The organism is Solwaraspora sp. WMMA2101, assembly GCF_049179175.1.
In the GTDB taxonomy this organism is placed as follows: domain Bacteria; phylum Actinomycetota; class Actinomycetes; order Mycobacteriales; family Micromonosporaceae; genus Micromonospora_E.
In genome coordinates this window covers 4883032-4905734 of the sequence record NZ_JBMHMA010000006.1, presented here as the reverse complement: position 1 = coordinate 4905734, position 22703 = coordinate 4883032, and the positions used below count along the sequence as shown (strand labels likewise).

At 71.7% G+C, this 22703-nt stretch carries 22 protein-coding genes; 16 read left to right on the top strand and 6 right to left on the bottom strand.

Annotated features, from left to right (window positions below):
* Nucleotides 1-82: 82 nt before the first annotated feature.
* A complete protein-coding gene (locus ACN28F_RS23355; protein WP_421359710.1) occupies nt 83-994 on the bottom strand; it encodes a single-stranded DNA-binding protein in 912 nt (303 codons plus the stop codon).
* Nucleotides 995-1154: 160 nt separating this feature from the next.
* Nucleotides 1155-1565, bottom strand: coding sequence for a PPOX class F420-dependent oxidoreductase (locus tag ACN28F_RS23350; protein ID WP_421359708.1), 411 nt, complete (start codon nt 1563-1565; stop codon nt 1155-1157).
* Between the two features lie 301 nt (nt 1566-1866).
* Here ACN28F_RS23350 and ACN28F_RS23345 point away from each other — a divergent pair, with 301 nt between their 5' ends.
* Together ACN28F_RS23345 and ACN28F_RS23340 are read left to right on the top strand one after the other, a co-directional pair.
* Nucleotides 1867-2733 carry an IclR family transcriptional regulator gene (locus ACN28F_RS23345; RefSeq protein WP_289210029.1) on the top strand — a complete coding sequence of 289 codons (867 nt, stop codon included), beginning with the start codon at nt 1867-1869 and terminating at the stop codon, nt 2731-2733.
* A gap of 54 nt (nt 2734-2787) precedes the next feature.
* Nucleotides 2788-3246 carry a YybH family protein gene (locus tag ACN28F_RS23340; RefSeq protein WP_289210028.1) on the top strand — a complete coding sequence of 153 codons (459 nt, stop codon included), beginning with the start codon at nt 2788-2790 and terminating at the stop codon, nt 3244-3246.
* A gap of 168 nt (nt 3247-3414) precedes the next feature.
* Here ACN28F_RS23340 and ACN28F_RS23335 read toward each other — a convergent pair whose 3' ends face one another.
* The 4 genes from ACN28F_RS23335 to ACN28F_RS23320 form a co-directional block, all read right to left on the bottom strand.
* Nucleotides 3415-5004: a dihydroorotase gene (locus ACN28F_RS23335; RefSeq protein WP_421359706.1), complete on the bottom strand. Its 1590-nt coding sequence runs from the start codon at nt 5002-5004 to the stop codon at nt 3415-3417.
* 10 nt (nt 5005-5014) lie between these two features.
* Nucleotides 5015-6436, bottom strand: a complete 1422-nt coding sequence (locus ACN28F_RS23330; RefSeq protein ID WP_289210026.1) for an MmgE/PrpD family protein — start codon at nt 6434-6436, stop codon at nt 5015-5017.
* On the bottom strand, nt 6429-7292 hold the full coding sequence (locus ACN28F_RS23325; protein WP_289210025.1) for a cyclase family protein: 864 nt from the start codon (nt 7290-7292) through the stop codon (nt 6429-6431). Before ACN28F_RS23325 ends, ACN28F_RS23330 begins: the two co-directional genes overlap by 8 nt.
* 170 nt (nt 7293-7462) lie before the next feature.
* Complete coding sequence (locus ACN28F_RS23320; RefSeq protein WP_353850563.1) at nt 7463-8662, bottom strand: CaiB/BaiF CoA transferase family protein; 1200 nt, start codon at nt 8660-8662, stop codon at nt 7463-7465.
* A gap of 159 nt (nt 8663-8821) precedes the next feature.
* On the opposite strand from ACN28F_RS23320, the gene ACN28F_RS23315 reads away from it, so the two are divergent.
* From ACN28F_RS23315 to ACN28F_RS23250, 14 genes are all read left to right on the top strand, one after another.
* A complete protein-coding gene (locus tag ACN28F_RS23315) occupies nt 8822-9682 on the top strand; it encodes an HpcH/HpaI aldolase/citrate lyase family protein (protein WP_289210023.1) in 861 nt (286 codons plus the stop codon).
* 63 nt (nt 9683-9745) lie between these two features.
* Nucleotides 9746-11062 (top strand): DUF4437 domain-containing protein, encoded by a 1317-nt coding sequence (locus ACN28F_RS23310; protein ID WP_421359703.1) that lies wholly within the window; start codon nt 9746-9748, stop codon nt 11060-11062.
* Between the two features lie 4 nt (nt 11063-11066).
* Nucleotides 11067-11414, top strand: a complete 348-nt coding sequence (locus ACN28F_RS23305; RefSeq protein ID WP_289210021.1) for a hypothetical protein — start codon at nt 11067-11069, stop codon at nt 11412-11414.
* A 160-nt stretch (nt 11415-11574) separates the two neighbouring features.
* Nucleotides 11575-13173 carry an ABC transporter substrate-binding protein gene (locus ACN28F_RS23300; protein WP_289210020.1) on the top strand — a complete coding sequence of 533 codons (1599 nt, stop codon included), beginning with the start codon at nt 11575-11577 and terminating at the stop codon, nt 13171-13173.
* 91 nt (nt 13174-13264) lie between these two features.
* Nucleotides 13265-14233: an LLM class flavin-dependent oxidoreductase gene (locus ACN28F_RS23295; RefSeq protein WP_289210019.1), complete on the top strand. Its 969-nt coding sequence runs from the start codon at nt 13265-13267 to the stop codon at nt 14231-14233.
* A 32-nt stretch (nt 14234-14265) separates the two neighbouring features.
* Nucleotides 14266-15231 (top strand): ABC transporter permease, encoded by a 966-nt coding sequence (locus ACN28F_RS23290; RefSeq protein WP_289210018.1) that lies wholly within the window; start codon nt 14266-14268, stop codon nt 15229-15231.
* Nucleotides 15228-16181 (top strand): ABC transporter permease, encoded by a 954-nt coding sequence (locus tag ACN28F_RS23285; RefSeq protein WP_289210017.1) that lies wholly within the window; start codon nt 15228-15230, stop codon nt 16179-16181. The genes ACN28F_RS23290 and ACN28F_RS23285 overlap by 4 nt, the downstream gene beginning before the upstream one ends.
* A 42-nt stretch (nt 16182-16223) precedes the next feature.
* Nucleotides 16224-17279: a quinone oxidoreductase family protein gene (locus ACN28F_RS23280; protein WP_289210866.1), complete on the top strand. Its 1056-nt coding sequence runs from the start codon at nt 16224-16226 to the stop codon at nt 17277-17279.
* On the top strand, nt 17276-18292 hold the full coding sequence (locus ACN28F_RS23275) for a VOC family protein (protein ID WP_289210016.1): 1017 nt from the start codon (nt 17276-17278) through the stop codon (nt 18290-18292). The genes ACN28F_RS23280 and ACN28F_RS23275 overlap by 4 nt, the downstream gene beginning before the upstream one ends.
* Entirely contained in the window at nt 18289-19761 is a 1473-nt protein-coding gene (locus tag ACN28F_RS23270) for an MFS transporter (RefSeq protein ID WP_289210015.1), read from the top strand. The genes ACN28F_RS23275 and ACN28F_RS23270 overlap by 4 nt, the downstream gene beginning before the upstream one ends.
* Nucleotides 19739-20554: an ABC transporter ATP-binding protein gene (locus tag ACN28F_RS23265; RefSeq protein WP_289210014.1), complete on the top strand. Its 816-nt coding sequence runs from the start codon at nt 19739-19741 to the stop codon at nt 20552-20554. The genes ACN28F_RS23270 and ACN28F_RS23265 overlap by 23 nt, the downstream gene beginning before the upstream one ends.
* Complete coding sequence (locus ACN28F_RS23260) at nt 20551-21720, top strand: oligopeptide/dipeptide ABC transporter ATP-binding protein (protein ID WP_289210013.1); 1170 nt, start codon at nt 20551-20553, stop codon at nt 21718-21720. The genes ACN28F_RS23265 and ACN28F_RS23260 overlap by 4 nt, the downstream gene beginning before the upstream one ends.
* Complete coding sequence (locus tag ACN28F_RS23255; RefSeq protein ID WP_289210012.1) at nt 21717-22169, top strand: hypothetical protein; 453 nt, start codon at nt 21717-21719, stop codon at nt 22167-22169. The genes ACN28F_RS23260 and ACN28F_RS23255 overlap by 4 nt, the downstream gene beginning before the upstream one ends.
* A gap of 10 nt (nt 22170-22179) precedes the next feature.
* On the top strand, nt 22180-22653 hold the full coding sequence (locus ACN28F_RS23250; RefSeq protein WP_421359698.1) for a YybH family protein: 474 nt from the start codon (nt 22180-22182) through the stop codon (nt 22651-22653).
* Nucleotides 22654-22703 lie beyond the last annotated feature (50 nt).

Below are 22703 nucleotides of genomic sequence, written 5' to 3'. Positions count from 1 at the left end.
CGGCCCGGTCCGCCCGCCCGGTCGCGGTGGTACGGCCACCCGACGCCGTACCACCGCGACCCGACGGTCAGACCTCCGACGGTCAGACCGGCACAGGCGTGCGGGCGCGGGACCGCCGTTGCCGGCCGGCCGGCTCGGGCCGGTCGGTGACCGGCCGGTCCGTGACCGGGAGCGGATCACCTGCCGGCTGGTCGGCGGACGGGTGGTCAGCGGCAGGGCGGTCGTCGGACGCACCCGACGACGTCGCGTCCGACGGCACCGCATCGAATGCGCCGGACGTGGGACCTGACGCGCCGGATGTCGGCTCGTCGGCCTCGTCGGGCGGCTCCTCGTCGAGCGGGTCGTCCGACGGCGTCAGACCGCCGAGTACATCGGCTGACTGTGCGGCGAGTGCGTCGGCCGCCTGTGCGGCGAGCACGTCCACGGCCAGCGTGATCGGCCGCCCGGGGCGGTTCGGCTCGCCCTCCACCGGGGACGGGACGGACGGCTCCAGGAACATCGGGTCGTCGTCGCCGTCGAACAACTCGTTGTGCGTCGGCGGTGCCTCGCCCGGCCGTACCTGCGTGGTGGCCTCGCCCTGCACCCGCCGCTCCGGGTCGTCGCCGGCGACCTCGCTGGTCGCCAGGGTCGGCCGGTTACGGGTGAACCGGCCCCGGCCCCGGGCCAGGTCGTGGCCGACGGCGACGGCCTCCATCTCGTACTGCAGGCGGGGCTTGCCGTCGCCGTCGACCCAGTCGCGGGTGTAGAGCCGGCCGACGACCACGACCGGGTCGCCGAGCATCACCGAGGAGGCGACCCCTTCGGCGAGCTTGCGCCAGCAGTTCACCCGCACCCGCAGGCTGTTGCCGTCGACCCACCGGTTGTTCTCCCGGTCGAGGCGGCGGGCGGTCGAGGCGACCTTGAAGTTGGCGACCAGGGTGTTGGTCTGGGTGGTCCGCCGCCACTCCGGCGTGGTCAGCACGTTGCCGACAATCGTCACGTACGTATCGAACATCGCATCTCCGTAGGGGTTCGTGGGCCAGGTCCCGAGTCGACTCGACACCCAGCCTCGCCCCGCACCGGGAGTGCGGCCAGCGGCAGGCACCTCGGCTGTGGACAACGCAGATGGTTGTGGACAGCCAGCGCGCGGCACGGTGGATCTGCTATGGGCAGCGTCAGCCGTGCGTGTCGGGGCCGGCGTGGGTGACCGTCACCCGGACCGCGACCCGCTTGTCCCGCCGCATCGCGGCCCGGTAGTCGTCCCAGTCGGAGTGCTCGCCGGAGATCCGCCGGTAGTAGTGGATCAGCACGTCGAGGGCGTCCGGCAACGCGACCACCTCGGCGGTCCCGTCGATCTGCACCCAGTCGCCGAAGAACCGGTCGGTGGTCACACAGAAGGTCACCTGCGGATCGCGACGCAGGTTGCGTACCTTTGCCGCGCCCTCCCTGGTGCTGACCAGGACCCGGCCGTCGTCGTCGACGGCGACCAGCACCGGACTGGTCTGCCACCGACCGTCGGCGTGCCGGGTGATCATGACAGCCCGGTGGTTCGTCCGCAGGAACGCCGTCGCCCGATCCAGCTCCATGTCCGCCTCCTCCGCGTCGTGCGCTGTCCTCCGCCAAGGACGTGTCGCATCGGCGATCGCGCGCCCGAGGGGCGCCGCGCGGCGCGGGGCTCCACCACGCCGTCGTATCGGATACGCGATGGCAACGACACCATATGCTACCGGGACGGCACGATCCGGTACGGCCAATCCCGGTCTAGCCGCCGGACCGGAACGCCGTTACGCTCTGGTTTCCATCAGCCTCTGCACGCGGGCCGACCGCTTCCGCCAGGGGAAATCAGCGAGCCGGATTCATCAAATCCGGCTGAGCGAGGAGTTGTGTGTGTTGCCCCGACAAGCGCGGTCCGAGCCCGACTCCACCGGCCGGGACAAGGCCACCGAGGCGTCCAGTGCGACCATCGCCGCAGTGGAGCGGGCGGCGGACGTACTGCTGTTGTTCGGTCGGCTGCCCGGCGACGATCTTGGTGTCACCGAGATCGCCGAGGAACTGGGGCTGTCCAAGGCCGCGGTGCACCGGGTCCTGGCGTCACTACGGGGTCGCGGGTTGATCTCCCTGGACGAGAACACCCGCCGCTACTCGCTCGGGGTGGAGGCGCTACGGCTGGGTCTGCGGTACCTGGAGCGCATTGACGTACGCCATATGGGTCGGGCGTACCTGCAGGAACTGCGCGACCGGACCAATGAGACCGCGACGCTGTCGGTCCTGGCCGGTGCCCGGCACCGGGTGTACGTGGACCAGGTCACGCCCGCCCGCGAAGTGATCATGTCGGTGAACCTCGGCGAGCCGTACCCGTTGCACGCGGGCGCGTCGTCGCGGGCGTTCCTCGCCTACCTGCCGGCACCACGGATCGAGGAGTACCTGGCGGCGTCGGAACTGGAGGCGGTGACGCCGCTGACGGTCACCGACGTGCAGCGCCTACGGGAGGAGTTGGCCCAGGTCCGGGCGCAGGGCTGGGCGAGGTCGGCGGCTGAGCGCAAAGAGGGCGCGGCATCGGTGGCGGCACCGGTGTTCGGCCACGACGGGGTGCCGCTCGCGGTGATCAGCGTCTGCGGGCCGATGGAGCGGTTCTCCGACGAGTTCGACGTGTGCCGCGACGCCGTGCTGGAGGTGGCCGCGCGCTTCTCCGAGCGGTGCGGTGGGCGTGGGTCCACCGTCCGGGCTGGTCAAACCGAGCCCTCGACGGGATAATGGAACGGCGTTCCAGCGCTGGACCGCAGGTCGACCGAGAGCGAGGACGCCGCCATGCCCGTCACCCCCACCCGCTCGGCCGTCGACACCCCGGCGCAGATGCTCGACGCCCTCCGGGCGCGTGACCTCGACGGCGTACTCGACTGCTTCGACGGCGGACCGGACACGTACGTCTTCCTGGAGGGCCCCCGGTGGACCAACCGGGGTGGCGACCGGGTCCACGAGGGCTGGCGACGCTACTTCGACTCACCGATCCGGCTGCTCGACTGGCGCTGGGCTGACGGCCCGGACGTGCACGAGAGCGACACCGTCGCCTTCGTCTGCGGCGTCGTCGACTGCCGTTTCACCGGCGGGCCGCAGGACCGCGAGCTGCGAATGCGGATGACCTGGGGGCTACGGCGTGCCTCGGACGGCGTCTGGCGGATCATTCACGAGCACGGCTCGCAGCCGCTGGCCGACCCGTACGGCACCGGCGACTGGTTCAGCGAAGCCGGATCCGGGCAGCCGGCCTAGCCGACCGCCCGGCCCGCACCGGCCCGCGCCGGCCGACCGACCACCGCGCCGGCGGCCAGGACGTCCGCCGGCGCGCAGCCGGCCAGGACGTCGACCACCGCGACGTCGGCCGGCGCACCGGTCGGTCAGGACGTCGACCACCGCGACGTCGGCCGGCGCACCGGTCGGTCAGGACGTCGGCCGGGCCAGGTAACGCCCGGTCGGCTCGGTGGTCACCGTACCGTCGATCATGATCTGGCGGCCGCGCAGGAACGTGTCGGTGACCTTCGCCGTCAGCTCGAACCCCTCGAACGGGGTGTACTCCTGCGCCGAGGCGGAGTCGGCGGCCCGTACCGTCCAGGTGCGTCCGGTGTCGACCAGCGCGATGTCCGCGTCGAGCCCGACCCGGATGCTGCCCTTGGTCGCGCCGAGACCGTAGCGCCGGGCCGGATTACCGGCGGTCAGCTGGGCGACCCGGTTCATCGGCAGGCCCCGCCGGCCGCCCTCGCTGACCATCCCGGCCAGCAGGTACTCGGCGCCGCCGAACCCCGACTTGGCCAGGAACACGTCGTCGCGGTCGGCACCGAACTTCAGCTCGTCACGACAGCAGGCGTGGTCGCTGACCACCCAGTCGATCCGGCCGTCGAGCAGGTACCCCCAGAGCGCCTCGACGTCGTCGCGTGGCCGCAGCGGCGGGTTCACCTTCCCGCCGATGCCGTGCGCCGTGTCGCAGTCGGCCAGCAGGTGCCCGATCGTCACCTCACGCCGGAAGTCGATGTGCGGGAACGCGTCGGCCATCAGCAGGGCCGCCTCGACCGCCTTGCGGGAACTGAGGTGCAACAGGTTGATGGTGGGCAGACCGGTCTCGTGGGCCAGGTACGCGGCGATGGTGACCGCCAGCCCTTCCGAATGCGGCGGCCGGGACCGGTGGTACGCCGCCAGACCGCTCAGCTCCGGGTCCTGCTCCACCAGCTTGGTGTAGGCGCTCATGATCTCGGCGGTCTCGCAGTGCAGCGACAGGGAGATGCTGTCGGCCAGCTCGGGATACCGCTGCCGGGCCGCCTCGATCCCGCGCATCACGAATTCGAAGTGGGCGTAGTCGTAACGCTCCCCGGGCGGGGTCATCAGGAAGGCGCTCTGGTCCTGGCTGCGCCCGTGCAGGCCGTGGCTGCCGTAGAACATGAACACCTTGAACGAGGTCACCCCGTGCTCGCCGACCAGCATCGGGATCTCCTCGATGTGCTGCTGGCTCATCGGAGCCAGGTGGTAGGCGTAGTCGACCACCGCCCGCCCCTCGGTGGCCGTCAGCACCTCGGGGAAGAAGTCGGCGTACGGTCCGCCCTTGTTCAGGTAGTACTGCCCGGTCCGCATGTAGGTCAGCGCGGTGGTCACCCCACCCTGCGCGCAGGCCCGGCTCTCGCTGTAGGCGTCGTCGGGCAGCGGCCGGTAGATGCCCCAGTGCTGGTGGGCGTCGACGACGCCGGGAAACGCCAGCCGACCCCGACCATCGACGACGCGCGGGCCGGGCCGCGTGCCGTCCCTGGCCGGGCCCGCCGGTCCAGCCGGGCCGTCGCCAGCCGGGCCGTCGCCAGCCGGGCCGTCGCCAGCCGGGCCCGCCGGTCCAGCCGGGCCGTCGCCAGCTGCTGCGGCGGCGCGGGCCAGGCCGGGTGCCAGCTGCACGATCCGGCCGTCGCAGACTCCGATGTCCAGGTCCTGCGGCTGCTCCTGGTCGTCGAGGACGACCTTGACGTTGGTGATGATCAGGTCCAGCTGGCCCATCGTGCCTCTCCTAGCTGCTGGTGGTGAAGGTCGACAACGGCGCCAGAACCGCCCGTACGTTGCTGGCCGAGGCCAGCGCCGCGACCTCGCGGCGCACGGTCCCGGCCGCTGCCGCGTCGAGCCGGCCGGCCACGTTGTCACCGAACTTGCGGGCCAACTCGTCGTCGCTCAGCGGCCGCTGCGGGCCACCCCGGTTGGCCAGCACCTCCTCGACGAGCGTCTCGCCGCTGGTCGTACGCACGGTGACGATCGCCGGGAACTGGTGCGGGTAGATCGCGTCGCAGCGGGCGTCCGGCACCAGACTCACCCGGGCGGCCAGCGCCCGGCGGAGCGGATCCCGTGCCAGGTCGTCGGTGAAGTCGTCCAGTCCGACGCCGAGGCCGCCGCCGCCGAGCAGCCCGGCCACCACCGCGTACGGTCCGCTGAACTGCGCCTGGTAGCCGGTCTCCGGGCGGCGTTTGACCTCGATCGGTTCGCCGATGGTCCGGATCACGGCGGTCGGCACGGCCAGGGTGACCGTGTCGACGTCGGCCGGACGGACGCCGCGGGCGCGCAGTGCGAGGCCCGCGTCGATCGCGGCGTGGGTGAAGTGGTTCGCCGGGTACGGCTTGAAGAAGATGTCCGGCACCGACCACTGCTCGCCCAGCCCGACGGTCACCTCGTCGGGGAAGTACCGGCCGTGCAGCCAGGCCTGGAAGAACCCGAACCGACCTTCCAGCACGGTCGGCGGGCCGGTGAAGCCGTGGGCGACCAGCTGGGCGGCGGTGACCGCGGACTGGGCAGCCAGCCCGCAGTGCAGTCGCTTCACGGTGCCACCGGTGCGGTTGGCCTCGATGACCCCGGCCGCCATCGACGCGGTCAGTCCCAGCGCGTGCCGTACGCCGTCGGCGTCGGCGCCGTAGATGAGCGCGGCGGCGACCGCGCCGCCCATCGCCCCGGTGATGGAGGTGGCGTGCTGGCCGTGCTCGAAGTACACCGAGTTGCCGAGTTCGCGGTCGTAGCCGGCCATGCCGAGCCGGACGGCGACCTCCAGCCCGGCGGCGATCGCCCGCACGGTCCGGCCGCCGTCGGCGCCGGCGTGCTCGGCGGCGGCGAGGGCGGCCGGCACGACGGCGGCGCTGGGGTGCAGCACCGACGGCAGGTGGGTGTCGTCGTAGTCGAGGGAGTGCGCCAGTACGCCGTTGGCCAGCGCCGCGTGGGCCGCGCTGGCCCGCTCGCCGGCACCGACGATGGTGGCCTGCGGGTGGCTGCCCTGGTCACGGACGTAGGCGACGATCGCGGCGCTGGTCGGCAACCGGTGTGCGGCGACGCAGAGCCCCAGGATGTCCAGGATGCGGTGCCCGACGCTGGCCGCCACCGGCGGCGGTACGCCGTCGGTGGCGGCGGCGACGGCGAAGTCGGCGATCCGCTGGGCCAGGGGGGGTTCAGCCACCGGTCACCACCGCGAGTGGGCGCACCGGGGAGCCGGTGGCGCCGTACAGGGCCAGTGGCGCGCAGATGAACAGGAACTCGTACACCCGGTCGTGGGCGAGTCGTTCCAGGTCCATGGTCTCGATCAGGTAGATGCCGTGTTCGACGAGCAGCACCCGGTGCGCCGGCAGCAGTCCGTGCCCGGCGCCGGGGGCGAGCCGCTCGAAGGCGATGGTGTCGGCGCCGGCGGCGTGCACCCGGCGGCCGGCGAGCCAGTAGGCGCCGGCTTCTCCCACGCCGGGCACCCCGCAGTCGAGGCCCATGAACGACTGCCGGTCGCCGCTGTCGAAGTGCTGCCCCCAGCCGCTGCGCAGCAACACCACGTCACCGGCTCCGACGTCGATCTGCTGGCGCTCGGCGGTGGCGGTCAGGTCGGCTTCGGTGATCTCGTAGCCGGGGTCGAGGCGGTCGACGCCGTGCGTGGCCGGTACGTCGAGCAGCACGCCGCGACGGACCATCGGTTCGATGGTGTGCACGCCGAGCTGGTCGTAGCGGCCACCGGACAGGGCCGCGTCGACCGGCAGGCCGCCGTGGAGCCGGCCGTCCTGCGAGACGTGGGCGAGGGCGTCGATGTGGGTGCCGACGTGGGTGCCCATGACGATCATGTCGTTGGCGGCGGATCCGCCGTCGGCTCGCACGGTGTCGCCGTGCCGGCGGGGCAGGCTGTGCCAGTAGGCGGGGTGGTTGGGCGACTGCGGCATCCCGACGGTGAGGCGGCGACCGAGGTCGATCACCCGTAGGCCGGCGCGGGCCGCGTCGAGCAGGACGCTGGCCGGGGCGTTCAGGGGCATGGCCGGTGGACTGATGTCGGTGGTCATGTCTCCTCGTCGGGGTTGAGGACGGTACGTCGAGGTTGCGGGCGGTGCGTCGGGGTTGCGGGCGGTGCGTCGGTGGGGCGCCGGGTGCGGCCGGCGGCTGCCGGTGGGGTGCCGGGGTGCCGGTGGGGTGCCGGGGTGCCGGTGGCGGCACCGGGACGGGGTCGGCCGGGTCACCGCACGATGCGGCGTTCCCGCAGGTCGGCCAGGACTTCTGCGGGTACGGCGAGTTCGTCGCCGAGGACTTCGTCGGTGTCGGCACCGATGTCCCGCCCGGTGAACCGGACCGCCCCCGGGGTCCGCGACATCCGCCACAGCACGTTGTGTTGCAGCAGTGGGCCGAGGTCGTCGTCGGGAACGGTCACCAGCATCGCGGTGTCGCGTACGTGCGGGTCCTCGACGATGTCGCGGGCGGTGTAGATCGGGGCGATCGCGGCGCCGGCTTCGGTGAAGGCGGTGAGGACCTGTTCCCGGGTTCGGGCGGCGATCCAGTCGCCGACGTAGTTGTCGAGCAGGTCGGCGTGCCGGGCCCGGCTGTGTCCGGCGGCGAACCACGGCTCGTCGATGACCTCGGGGTGGCCGACCAGCCGCATCACCCGTTCGGCGATCGCCTGGGCGCTGGTGGAGATCGCCACCCAGTGCCCGTCGCCGGTGCGGTACGTGTTGCGGGGGGCGTTGTTGACCGATCGGTTGCCGTGCCGGCCGCCGACCGTACCGAGCTGCTGGTAGACCGTGGGGCCGGGGCCGACCGCGGTCATGATCGGTTCGAGCAGGTTCATGTCGATGACCTGGCCCTGGCCGCCGTTGCGGTCGCGGGCGAGCAGCGCCATGGACACCGCCGAGGAGGCGGCGATCCCGCAGATCGAGTCGGCCAGGCCGAACGCGGGCAGGGTGGGTGGCCCGTCGGGTTGGCCGGTGAGGTGCGCGAAGCCGCTCATCGCCTCGGCGAGCGTGCCGAAGCCGGCGCGGGCAGCGTACGGTCCGGTCTGTCCGAAGCCGGTGATCCGCAGCAGGATCAGTCCGGGGTTGTCGGCGGTGAGCTGGTCCGGGCCGATCCCCCACCGTTCCAGGGTGCCGGGGCGGAAGTTCTCCACCACGACGTCGGCGCTGGCGGCGAGGCGCCGGAACAACGCGGCGCCGTCGGGGGCGGAGAGGCTGAGCCCGACCGTGCGCTTGTTGCGGGAGATCTCCTTCCACCACAGCGGGGTGCCGGCCTTGGCCGGGCCGTGTCCCCGCATGCCGTCGCCCGCGACCGGGTGCTCGATCTTGATGACGTCGGCACCGAAGTCGCCGAGGATCTGGCAGGCCAGCGGCCCGGCGAGGATCGTCGAGACGTCGAGCACCCGGATGCCGGCGAGCGGTCCGTCGGGCACGGACACCACCCCCTCTCCTGTTCCGTTGTCCGAAACGGCTTTCCGATCAGACCCTAGATCTTCGCCGAGACAGCCGTCAAAGACCAGTCTTGACGGCAGCATGCCGCGTCCCTAGTCTCAGCGAAACAGCGTTCCAGAAAGCGGAATCAGGAGGTCAGCGTGGTTTCACGGTCGTACCTCTACGTGCCCGGAGACGATCCCGGCAAGCTCCGCAGGGCCGGCGGACGCGGTGCCGACGCACTGATCGTCGACCTCGAGGACGCCGTACCCGCCGGCGGCAAGGACCGGGCGCGCGAGACCGTCGCGGCCTGGCTCACCGCGCGGGACCGGACCCCAGGACCACAGATCTGGGTACGGATCAACCCCGGCACGGACGGCCACACCGACCTGACGGCGCTGCCCCTGCCCGGCATCACCGGAGTGGTGCTCGCCAAGACCGAATCGGCGGCCGAGGTGGCCGCCGTCGACCAACTGCTCACCACCCGGGAACGCGACCAGGGTCTGCGCCCCGGCGCCATCGCTGTCGTACCACTGCTGGAAAGCGCTGCCGCGATCCTCGACGCCCGGGAGATCGCCCGCGCCCCCCGGGTGGCCCGGCTGCAGATCGGCGAGGCGGACCTGGCCGCCGAGATCGGGCTGGACCCGAGCCCCGACGGCCGACAGTGGGCCCCGATCCGGACCCACCTGGTGCTGGTCAGCGCCGCCGCCGGAATCGACCCGCCGGTCGCCCCGGTCAGCACCGACTACCGGGACCCCGCCGCGCTGGCCGAGTCGACCCGGGAACTGGCCAGGATGGGTTACGTCGGCCGCGCCTGCATCCACCCGGCCCAGATCCCGGTGGTCAACGCGGTCTTCGACCCGGACCCCGACACCGTCGCGCGGGCCCGTGAACTCGTCGGCGCGTACCGGTCGGCCCTGGCCGAGGGCACCGGCGTCTTCGTCGGCGCCGACGGCCGGATGGTCGACCTCGCCGTGGTCCGGCAGGCCGAACGGACCCTCGACATCGCCCAGCGGCGCTGAGCACAGCGCTGCCGCACACGCCCGACCGACCCGCCGTCGACCGACCGCCACAAGGAGGCAGATGTGCGACCGCACGTCGAACTGATCCAGGAGGACGACTACGTCTGGCACGCCGCCGAGCTGCCCGGCGGCGAGGGCCGGGCCAGTGAGCGCCGACTCTCCGTCGACGAGGAGGACGGCTCGTCGTCGCTGCGCGTCGACTTCCACACCGACTGGGGCCGAGGCCCCGGCATCCACCACGCCAACACCGAGTTCTACGTCCTCGACGGCGCGCTGACCTACGGCGACCGCACCATCGGCAAGGGAGGCTACCTCTACCTGCCCAGAGGGGTGCCGGCCGACGCCGTCCGGTTCGCCGAGGGGACCCGGGTCCTGCACTACCGGGAGTACGGCGACGCCGGCTTCGACCCGGTCGACTCGCTCGCCGCACCCCGCTGGGCGGCCGCCCGTGAGGACGTCATCGTCATCGACTCCGAGGCGATGACCTTCGACGCGGTGCCGAACCCGGGTCCGATGCCCGGCCTGTTCATCAAGTACCTGCACGTCGACCCGGTCACCGGCTTCTACACCCGGCTGGTGTACGCCGAGGAGGGCTGGTCCGACCACCGCCTCGCCCACCACCCCTGCTACGAGGAGGCGTACACCACCCAGGGGCACATGGAGTACAACTTCGGCACCCTGGACCTGGGGACCTATTTCTTCCGGCCGGCGCGGGTCAAACACGGCCACTTCACCTCCATGGAGGGCGGCGCGACCTGGCTGCTGCGCTCCGACGGGGAGCTGTTCAACTGGTACACCCAGAACGAGTGGGTCCGCTGGGGCGGTGAAGGGATCAACTACGGCCCGGAAGGCACCGACCGGCCACTGCGCTGGTCGCAGTCGAGCCACGATCTGGCCCAGCCCTGGCGTACCGCTCCGGACCTGGACAGGTTGCAGCAGGCGTGGAAGTTCCAGAACGAGCAGGGTGCGCCGGACGACCCGTTCGTCCCGCACGGCCTCGGCCCCGACCCGTCGATGATCGCGATCGCGAAGGCGCTGGACGCGGCCAACCTGCAGGGCGGTCACGGGCCGACCGGCGGGCACAGCCACGACCACAGCCACGGGCACGACCACAGCCACGGGCACGACCACAGCCACGGGCACGACCACGGCCACGGGCACGACCACGACCACAGCCACGACCGTCCGGAGCCGCCGGCGGCGGACTGGGGCGCGCCGCACGACAGCCTGGCCCACCCCGACGAGCGGACCGGCGAGCACGCCCACAACTGGGGAGCCGGCCGCAAATGGACCGCTGGCGATCCGATCCCCGGACCGATCCTGTCGAGCCTGCCGGTGCGCAGCCGCTCCCGGGGCCGGTGGGACGGCGACGGGATGTGAACCGATGATCTACCTGGTCTACCGAATGAAGCTGTCCGCGCGGGCCCGGCAGCACATGGCCGAGTTCTGGTCCTGGCTGGAACAGCGGGAACGATTCTTCTACGACGACCTGCCAATGGTGGAATCCGTCCGCTGGTACTACAGCGTGATCGGCGACGTCTACGTCATCGAGAACTGGGCGGCTTTCCGGAACGAGGCTGCATGGGGCGAGTACCGCGCCGCGTTGGCCACCCTGAAAAGCGACACGTCCTGGGAGCACGAAAGGGTCAGCCAGGACGAGTGGTGGGAATTCCTGGACACCCGGATCGTCACCGACCCGCCCGTTACCGTCGGCTTTACCCGACAGCCCTGACCCGACCCACAGAGCAGGGTTCCTGACCGACCCGTACCGCACGGATCGACCGACCGTCTCCGCGCTACGGGATTTCTCAGCACTGTCGAACCCGTTCCTCACCGACGTTCCAACATTTGTCCGCCTTTTCTTGGCGAAGATAATCGACAGGAGTCTTGCGATGATTCAGGCTGGACGCGCCGGAAACCGGCGACGCCCCAGATGGCACGGCGGCGGCAGAGCCGCCGTACTCGCCACGCTGACCGCCGGCAGTCTCGTCCTCGCCGCCTGCGGCTCGGGCGACGACCAGGCCGAGACCACGGCCGAGATCACCACCCTGCGCATCGACGTTCTCTCCGAACCGAGCACGCTCGACCCGTTGTCGCTCAACGACACCCCGGCCCAGCGGGTCTACCGCATGGTCTACGACAGCCTCTACGACTGGAACGAGCAGACCACCGAGGTCGAACCGCAACTGGCCGCGCAGCTGCCCGAAGTCAGCGACGACGGCCTGACCTACACGGTCAGTCTGCGCGACGACGTCACCTGGCACGGCGGCGAGGCGTTCACCGCCGACGATGTGATCTTCACCTTCGAGCAGGTCCGCAACACCGACAACGCCTCGGTGTGGGCGTCGGCGGTCTCCGCCGTGGCCGAGGTCGCCAAGACCGACGACCAGACGGTCGCCTTCACCCTGAAGAACCCGTACACGTACTTCCCGGAGAAGCTCGCGATGGTGCCGATCGTCTCGGCCGCCGCCGGCTACCAGCCCAACGACAACCTCTCCCGGGAGATGGTGGGCACCGGACCGTTCTCGTTCGAGTCCTGGCAGGCCGGCGAGAAGATCCGCCTGGTACGCAACGAGACGTACTACGGCGACGCACCCGCTCTGGAGGCCGTCGAGTTCCACGTCGTACCGGAGGACACCACACGGGTGGCGAACCTGCGCAACGGCACCAGCCACATCGCCCCGGAACTCGCCCCGGCCCTGCTCGACCTGGTCCGTGACTCCGGTCAGCAGGCCGAGATCGCCACCGGCAACGTGACCCGGGTCTACCTGTACCCGAACATGCAGGCCGGACGGCCGACCGCGGACGCCGAGGTACGCCAGGCCATCGCCTGGGCGGTCGACCGCAAGGCGATCATCGACACCGTCTACGACGGCGCCGCCCGGTCCGCCTCCACCTACCTGTCGTACGGTTCCCGCTACCACGACGAGGAGCTCGGCAACTTCTACGGCGACGGCGCCGACACGGCCCAGGCGCAGGGCCACCTCGACGACGCCACCACAGCGCCCACCGAGCCGCTGAACTTCGTGGTCAACAATCTGCCCGCGCTGGTCGACGCGGCGGCGATCATCCAGTCCAGCCTGGCCAAGGTCGGCATCGAGGTGGAGATCGAGCCGATGGAGTTCGGTGCCATGGTGCCCCGGCTGCTCGACCAGGAGTACGACCTGCTGCTCACCACGGCACCGGTGAGTGTCACCGCCGGATTCGCCCCCGACTACCCGGCGATCGGCCTGCACTCGACGTCCGTACCGAACTGGAACCGGTTCAGCGACCCCACGATGGACGAACTGCTCACCACCGCCCAGCAGACGCCGGCCGGTGACGCGTCGGCCGCCGCATGGCGGGCCGTCCAGGAGTACGACCTGGTCACCCTCGGCCAGATCCAGCTGGTCAGCGCCCAGTACACCGAGGGTTTCTCGAAGGACCTGACCAACTACACGCCGTCGAACCTGGCCTGGCTGCACAACGTGCCGGAGATCGGGCTCGGCTGACCGCCGACCCTGGTGGGTCCGCCAGCGGCACCGGCGGACCCACCAGGTGACCCGTACGCATCGACAACCCCTCCACGGACGAGAGGCGACCATGACCGCAGACCTCGGGACGATCTTCTACTACCCCCGGCACCGGGGTCCCCGAGACCTGGTGCGGATCAGCGCCGAACTCGCCGGCGGCCCGTTCGACCATCTCTTCCTCACCGAGACCTACAGCGAGATCTTCTCCACCGCCGCCGCGCTGACCAGCGTCGTCGGGCCGGAGATCACCCTCGGCACCGCTGTGTCCAACGTCTACTTCCACCACCCGTACGAGATGGCGATGGCGGTGGCCAACGTCGCCGACCTCACCGGTGGACGGTTCGTGCTCGGCCTCGGCACCGGTCACCAGGAGGTCAACGTCGCCGGCCTCGGGCTGGACATGGACCGGCCGCTGACCTACCTGCGGCGCTACGTCGAGGTACTCCGCGCCTGCCTGACCTCCGGTGGCGCGCCGATCCAGGTCCGCAACCCCAGTTTCCAGGTGACCGGGCTACCGCTGCCATGGGGACATCGGGAGGCCGCCGACGTACCGCTGATCCTGGGTGCGCTCGGCGACCCGATGTGCAAGCTCGCCGGATCCGCCGCCGACGGGGTGGTGCTCAGCCACGCCTCGGCCTCGCGGGCGTCGGACGTCGCCGCGCTGCTCGCCGCGAACCGCCCGGCGGACGCGCCCCGGGCGAAGGTCTACGCGATCGTCAACGTCATCGTCGACGAGTCCCGGGACCGCGCCCGCGACATCATCCGGCCGTTCGTGTCGCGCTACACCCGCTTCCCGTTCTACCGGGCGCTGTACCAGGCCAGCGGAGTCGAGATCCTGCCCGACGGCAGCATCAGCGACGCCGGCATCGACCAGGTCGCGATCGCCGGCCCCCGGTCCTACGTACGGGAACGGGTCGCCGCGTTCCGCGAGGCCGGCGTCGACGTCCCGATCCTCTCCCCCGCCTCGGTGCTCGACCCCCAGGGCGACGGTGACCCGGCCCGCGCCTACGCCGAGTTCGCCGCCGACGTCGCCGGCTGACCCGGTGGCGGAGAAGGAAGGGTGGTGACGTCGTGCTCAGACTGATCGGCGCGCGGCTGGCCGTGTCCGTGCCGGTGCTGCTGATGGTGAGCGTGCTCTCCTTCGGACTGCTCCGGTTCGCCCCCGGCGACCCGGCCCGGCTACGGGTCGGCCTGGAAGCCACACCGGAGGCCGTCGAAGCGATGCGCCGCCAGCTCGGCCTGGACCGCAGCGTCGTCGTGCAGTACTTCTCCTGGCTCGGCGACCTGCTGCGTGGCGACCTCGGCACCAGCTACGCCTCCGGGGCACCGGTCACCGAACTGATCGCCAACCGGTTGCCGGTCACCGCCCAGATCGCCCTGGTGGCGCTGGTCCTGACCATCGCCATCGGCATCCCGCTCGGCGTCGCCGCCGCCGTCTGGCGCGACAGCGTCGTCGACCACGCCGTCCGGGCCGTCTCGCTGATCGGCATGTCGGTGCCGGGCTTCGTGATCGGCATCGGTTTCGTGCTGCTGTTCGGCTGGTACCTGACCAACGTCATGCCCTACAGCGGGTTCGTCCGGTTCACCGACGATCCGGTGGCCAGTCTGCAGCACAGTCTGTTGCCGGCGTTCGCCCTCGCCGCGCCGCCGATCGCGCTCGTCGCCCGGATGTGCCGGGCCAGCCTGATCGAGGTGCTGGCCCAGGACTACGTCTCCGCCGCCCGCGCGTACGGGGTCAGTGGCTGGGTGGTCACCTGGTACGACGCGCTGCGCAACGCGCTGCTGCCGGTCGTCACCGTCCTCGGGGTGATCGCGGGTTCGCTGCTCGGCGGCTCCGTGGTGGTGGAGACCGTGTTCGGCATCCCCGGGCTGGGCAGCCTGCTGATCGACTCGTTCGACAGCCGCGACTACCCGATCGTGATCGGCGTACTGCTGTTCGTCGCGACCGTGTTCGTGCTGATCAATCTGCTGATCGACCTGCTGTACGGGGTGCTCAACCCCCGTATCCGGGCCGGCTACGAAGGCGGTGGACGATGACCACCACACCTGTCCGGGCGACCCCGGTGCCGCCGCCACCGGCGCGCCGGACCGCGCGGACGAAACTGCTCGACTCCGTACGGTCCCGCGCCGGACTGCGGCTGCTGATCGCGATCGCCCGGCGTCCGCTCGGTGCCTTCTCGCTGGCCGTGGTGGTGATGCTGCTGCTGGTCGCGGCCTTCGGCGGGCTCCTGGCACCGCATCCGGCCGACGCGATGCCCGGTGGGTCGCTGCAGCCACCGTCGGGCGAGTACTGGATGGGCACCGACCAGTTCGGCCGCGACGTGTTCAGCCGGTTCCTCGCCGGTGCCCGGGTATCCCTGGTCATCGCGATCGTCTCGGTGACGATCGCCGCCCTCGCCGGAGCCACCCTCGGCCTGCTCGCCGCGTTGTGGGCCGGCAACCTCGGCGGCGGGCTGATCATGCGGGCGATGGACGTCATCCTGGCGTTCCCGCTGCTGGTGCTGGTGCCGGTGGTGACCACCATCGTCGGCGCCCGCCTGGCCAGCGCCGACAAGACCCTGCTCATCTCCAGCATGATCGGCCTGGTCTTCATTCCGTTGTTCGCCCGGGTCGCCCGGGCGAGCGTGCTGGCCGAACTGCGGGAGAGCTACATCGAGGCCGCGCGCGCCTACGGCACGCCGCGGCGGACCGTCCTGCTGCGCCACATCGTGCCGAACATCAGCGCCCCGCTGATCGTGCAGGCCGCGTTCGCGGTGGCGATCGCCGTGGAGATCGAAGCGGCGATCTCCTTCCTCGGTCTCGGGGTGCAGCCACCGGACGCCAGCTGGGGCACCATCCTGCACGACGCCCGCCGGTTCATCACCCTCGGCGCCTGGTGGCTGGCGGCGTTCCCGTGCCTGGGCATCGCGGTCACCGCGCTGTCCTTCAACGTGCTGGCCGATGTCGCCAGAGACGAGCTCGACCCCCGCAGCCGGCGGGCGGCATGACGCCCCGACCGACGACCCCGACGAGCCGAGGAGCAGGTGGAGATGAAGGCGTGGCGGTTGCACCGCAGCGGAGCTGGCAGGCTGGAGTTCGACGACGTACCGGTGCCGGAGCCGGCCGCCGGTGAGGTCCTCGTCGAGGTCCACGCGATCGGACTGAACAGCTCCGAGATGCAGCTGATCCGGGGCGACTGGGAAGGTCCCGACCAGCACCGGCCGTACCCGATGATCCCCGGGATCGAGGCGGCCGGGGTGATCGTCGCCGCCGGACCCGGCGCGCCCGCCGGGCGCGTCGGCGAACGGGTCACCGTGCACTACCGGTGGGCCTGCGGCGACTGCGACGAATGCGTCGGCGGCAACGAGAACACCTGTCAGGTCGCGGCGGCGCTGAACGCGCCGAAGTTCGGCCGCACCATCGACGGCGCCTACGCCGAGTACGCCCGGGTGCCGGCCGGCTACGCGGTCCGCATCCCCGACGAGGTGTCCTTCGTCGATGCCGCGGCGATGACCGTCTCCGGCGGCACGGCCTGGCACATGGCGATCGTCCGGGGCCAGCTCCGGCCCAACGAGACGGTGCTGGTCACCGGCGGCTCCAGCGGGGTCGGTTCGATGCTGGTGCAGATCGCCAAGCTCGCCGGCACCCGGGTGGCGGCCACCGCCGGCGGCCCGGACAAGGCGAAACGGCTCACCGGTCTCGGCGTCGAACTGGTCCTGGACCACCGCGCCGACGACGACTGGTCGGCCGGGTTCACCCAGCTCTCCGGCGGGTTCGGGATCGACTGTGTGCTGGACATCGCCGGTGCCGGCACCTGGCCCCGGTTCATGTCCTCGATGCGCCACCACGGCCGGATCATCGTCGGCGGCTACATGTCCGGCGACCGGGCCAGCTTCGATCTGAAGGAGTCGACGATCCGGGAGATCGCCATCGCCGGGGCGTCCAGCTGGACCCGCAAGAGCATCCGCGACGTGCTCGGTCTGGCCGCCCGCGGCGACCTGCGGCCGGTCATCGGCGCCACGATCCCGTTCACCGAGCTGCCGGACGGACTGACGATGCTGCGGGAACGCACCGCGTACGGCAACCTCGTCGTGCAGGTCAGGTGAGCGTGGTGTCGGCGGTGGGCGGCGTCTCCGAACTCAGGTACGTCACCCTGGGCGTCCGGGACCTGCCCGCGTCGATCGCCTTCTACCGCCGGGCCTTCGGCTACCAGGTGCTGCACCGGGCCGACGACGACGGTGACGACACCGCCGCGCTGTGGGGGCTGGCCGGGCCATGTCCCGCGCAGGTCGCCGTACTCGGCCCGGCCGGGGCCACGTCCGGGCTGCTGCGGCTGTACGGGTGGGCCGCACCCGGCCCACCGGCACGCACCGGCGCCGACCGGCGCGACCACGGCCACTACGCGGTCAACCTGCGGGTGGACCGGATCGACGAGGTACGCCAGCGGGTCCAGGCCGACAGCGAACTGGTGCTGTCGGCCCCGCGCAAGTGGAGCATCACACCGGAGATCACCGTCTGGGACTCGCTGTCGCACGACCCGGACGGCACCGTGCTGGACGTGTTCGAGATCGTCGAGGACCGTACGGGGTTCACCGGCGCGGCGACCGGACCGCACCGGGTGCAGACGATCGCCGTACACGTGCCGGACGCCGACGCCGCGACGACGTTCTACACCCGACTCGGCCTGCGGGTCTGGTTCGACCGGACCATCGACGGCATGGCCGACTTCTTCCACGTGCCCGGCGGTGTCCGGCTCCGCGACGTCAACCTGTACGCGCCTGGCAGCGGCGACGCCGGCCGCGTGGAGATCGTCCAGTACGTCGGCCTGACCGGCCGGTGCACCGACACCGCGCCACCGCGTACCGGGATCACCTCGATCTCGTTCGAGGTCGACGACCTGGCGGCGGCCGGGACGACGCTGTGCGGTGCCGGCGGGCGACCGGTCGCCGACGAGGTGTCGGTGAATCTGCCGGTGTACGGCCCGGCCCGCTCCCGGCTGTTCGTCGGCACCGGCGGCGAGGCGATCGAACTCTTCCAGCGGGCCGACGACGACGGCGGGGCCGGTATCGGGCTCGGGGTCGACGGCACCGCAACCGGGCAGGTCGGTGGCCGGCCGTGACCCGACGCGTCGACCCCACCCCGGACCGGCCGGCGGCGAGCGTCCCGCTCGCGGCGACGACCTGCGCGATCGGCCTCGGCCTGGTGATGCTCGACAACACCGCGTTGACGGTGAGTCTGCCGACGGTGGCCCGTGAGGTCGGCATCAGCGAAACCGCCGCCCGGTGGCTGTTCGTCACGTTCATGCTGGCCAACCTGGCGGTGCTGCCCAGCGCCGGGGCGTTGGCCGCCCGGATCGGCCGGCGGCGCGGCTACCAGCTCGGGCTGACGCTGTTCGCCGCCGGCAGTGGCCTGGCCCTGGTCGCCGGCTCCTACTGGCTGCTGGTCGTGGCCCGGGTGCTGCAGGGCGCCGGCGGCGCGATGATGATCCCGAACTCGGCGGCGCTGCTCGACGCGAACGTGCCCGGTCACCAGCGGGTCCGGGCCGTCGCGACCTGGGTGACGATCAGCTCGGTCGGCATCTTCGTCGGGCCGGTGATCGGCGGGCTGTTGACCGAGACGGTGAGCTGGCGGCTGATCTTCCTGGTGGAGCTGGTGGCCGCCGGAGCCGGGCTGGTCCTCGCCGCCCGACTGTCCGACATCACCGTCGACCGACGCCGGCTGGACCTCGTCGGCATGGTCACCGGCGGCGCGGCGGTCTGCCTGGCCTGCGCCGGAGTGCTGGAAGCCGGCCGGCCCGATCCGGACTGGATCCTGGTGACGACCAGTGTCGCGCTGGCGGTGCCGGTCGCGGTGACGTTCCTCATCGTCGAACGCCGGACCACGTGGCCCGCGTTCGACCTGCGGGTCTTCGCCCACGCCGGGTTCGGCGCGCTGATCGCCGCCGGGGTCGTCTACAACGCCGTCGTCGCCGGCGGCGGCTACGTGGTGAGCCTGTCGCTGCAGGTCGAACAGGGTGCCACCGCGACCGTCGCGGGCTGGGCGGTGTTCGCGACGATGGCGCTGATCCCGGTCGGCAGTCAGCTCGCCGGCCGGCTGAGCCAACGCTGGGGGCTGGGCACCCTGATGTCGGTGGCGGCGATCTGGCTGGTCGCGGCGTACCTGGCCGTCGGGGCGGCCGGCGCCGCGCCGCTGACGGTGTTCGCCCTGTCGCTGCCGCCGATCGGTCTGGCCGTCGGGGTGCTGTTCGCCGGGGACACGGCGGCGGCGATGAGCATCGTACGGCCGAGCGCGCTGCCGGCGGCGCTGACCAATCTGAGCCTGGCCCGGCAGGTCGGGTCGGTCGTCGGTGTCACCGTCCTCGGCAGCGTCTACCAGCAGGTCGGCGCGGTCGGCAGCCCCGGCCGGCTGACGCCGCTGCAGATCACGCTGCTGTTCGCCGGACTCGCCCTGCTCCCGGCGGCCTGGTTGATCCGCCGCCGGGTGGCCACCGTGCTGCCCGGCCCGCAGACCACCGACCGCCCGCCAGAAGCGGCGGATCGAATGCCCGCCCCGGAGAGAGGTGACCGTGAGCGACAGACTTGTGATTGAGAACCTGCAGGTCAGCTACCGCGGCCATGGACAGCACGTGCAGGCGGTCGCGCCGATGTCGCTCGCCGTACCGGCCGGGCAGAAGCTGGGCATCGTCGGCGAGTCCGGTTCCGGCAAGAGCACCCTGCTCAAGGCGGTCCTCGGCCTGATCCGGCCGCCGGGCGTGGTGCGGGCCGACGGGATCTGGCTGGACGGCACCGACCTGCGGTCGCTGAGCCGGCGCGAGTTCCGGTCCCGCTGCGGCTCCGAGATCGCGATGATCTTCCAGGATCCGGTCAACGCCCTCAACCCGGCATTCTCCATCCGCGACCAGTTCCGCCGCTCGTTCCGACTGCACCAACCGGAACTGCCCCGCTCCCGCTACACCGAGACCATGCTGCGGGCGTTGGCCAGCGTCGGCATCGACGGCCGGGACAAACTCGGCCGGTACCCGTTCGAGTTCAGCCAGGGTCAGCTGCAGCGGATCATGATCGCGCTGGCCTGTTCCAGCCCTCGGCTGAAGGTGCTGCTCGCCGACGAGCCGACCTCCAGCCTGGACGTCACCACCCAGGCCCAGGTGCTGGACCTGCTCCACGCGCTCCAGGCCGAGCTCGGTTTCTCGTTGGTGATCGTCACGCACAACCTGCCGGTGGTCGCCGAGCTGTGCGACCGCGCGCTGGTGATGTGCCGGGGCGAGGTCGTCGAGGACACCGACGTGATCGCCCTGTTCGAGCAGCCGGCCCACGACTACACCCGGCATCTGCTGGCGTCGATGGCGGCGCTGCCCCAGTCGGTCGACGGAGCGACGCCGTGACCGGACCGCAGGGTGGACCGTCCGCCCGTACCGCCTCGGAGGTGACCGTGTCCGCGCCGACCACCGCGCCGCCGCTCGTCATGGCCCGCGACATCCAGCACCGGTACGGCGGTGGCCGCCGATGGTGGTCGGCGACCCCGCCGCCGCTGGTGCTACGTGAGGTCAACCTGGACATCGCGGCCGGCGAGAGCCTCGGGCTGATCGGCGAGTCGGGATCCGGAAAGAGCACTCTCGGCCGAATCCTGTTGCAGCTCAACCGGCAGTCGTCCGGCCGGGTCGTCTTCGACGGCCAGGACACCGCAGCGCTCAGCGAGGCGCAGCTGCGGACCGTACGGCGTCGGATGCAGATGGTCTTCCAGAATCCGTACGCGTCGGTGAACCGCCGTTTCACCATCGCCACCGCGCTCACCGACCCGTTGCGGGTCAACGGCATCGGCGACCCTGCCGCGCGCGTCGACCGGGCCCGGGAGCTGCTCGACCTGGTCGGGCTGCCCGACACCATGCTCGACCGCTACCCGCACGAGCTCAGCGGCGGCCAGCTGCAGCGGGTGTGTGTCGCCCGGGCGTTGATCCTGTCACCGTCGTTCCTGGTCGCCGACGAGCCCACGGCGAGCCTCGATTCCAGTTCCGCCACCCAGGTGGTCGACCTGCTCGCCCGGGCCCGCGCCGAGTTCGGGCTGTCGCTGCTGTTCATCAGCCACGACCTGTCGGTGGTGGCCCGCGTCGCGGACCGGATCGCCGTGCTCTACCAGGGCAGCCTGGTAGAGGTCGGTACGGCCGAACGGATCCTGACCGCACCGGCGCACCCGTACACCCGGGCGCTGCGCGCGGCGATCCCCGACCCGGACCCGCGCAACCGGCCGGCGGTGCGGGCCCGCCCGGCGAGCGAACCCGATGCCGAATTCACCGGTGCCGGCTGCCGGTTCGTCACCCGCTGCCCGGTCCGGCTGCCGGTCTGCGCGGACGTGGCACCGCCGTTGCTGCCGGTCGCGCCGGACCTGTCGGTGGCCTGCCACCTGGTGCCGGCCCCCGGCGGCCACGGACCTGACACCGCCCCCGGCGGCCACGAATCTGACACCGCCCCCGGCGGCCACGAACCTGACACCGCACCCGGCATGTCGCCGGGCGACGACGCTGGAACTCAGTTGGAGGAGGGACCGAGATGACCGTGTCCATGCGGGACTATCTGGAACGGGCGTTGGGGATCTGGGACGGGACGTACACCCACCTGTCCCCGACAGGTGACGTGGTCGAGACCTTCCCCAGCCGGCAGGAGCTGCGGCTGGACGGCCCCGACTGGTACGAACGTCTGGTGTACCACCCGGGGACGGAGCAGGAGCGCACCGTCGACTTCCGCGGCCGGCTCGCCGGTGACGGCACGTTGGATCTCGGCATGGCCGGCTTCACCGGCACCGCCACCGTCCTGGACGACCGGGCGCTGTTCTTCACCGGCCACTGGCAGGAGACCGGGGTACGGGTCGACGAACTGGTCACCATGGTCACCTCGGACGAGAAGCTGCGGCTGTGGCAGCGCTTCGAGGGGGACACGCTGATCGGGGTGTCGGTGATCCGGGAGACCCGGCGCGCCGGCGGTGTGCCGGCCGAGTGGCGTTGAGGTGACGACGATGGGGTCCGGCTCCGATCCGGGTACGCCGCTGGGTGCACTGAACACACTGCTGACGGCGATCGTCGCCGGTGACGCCGACGCGATCGTGGACTGCTACGCGGGGATCGACGACCTGCACGTCTTCGTCGAAGGACCACGGTGGCAGACCGTCGGTCACCCGGCGGTGGCCCGGGGCTGGCGGGCCTTCTCCGCCGCACCGATGTCGGTGACCCGGGTGGACCTGACCGACGGTCCGTGGGTGCACGGCACCGCCGGTGACTCCGCCGGGGTGCCGGGTGCGTTGGCCAGCGTGAGCGCCACCGTGAAGATGACGGTGCAGGGCGTCGCCGGTGACGACCGGGGCGTGCCGATGCGGTTGACCTGGGTGCTGCGCCGCGACGACGACCGGTGGCGGATCGTGCACGAGCACGCCTCGCAGCCGCTCACTGATCCGTACGGGGTCGGCGACTGGCTGGTGACGCCGTCGACCTGAGTCCACGGTGCAGTGGTGCCGCCGGCGCGGATCGGGCGGCGCGCGGGTGG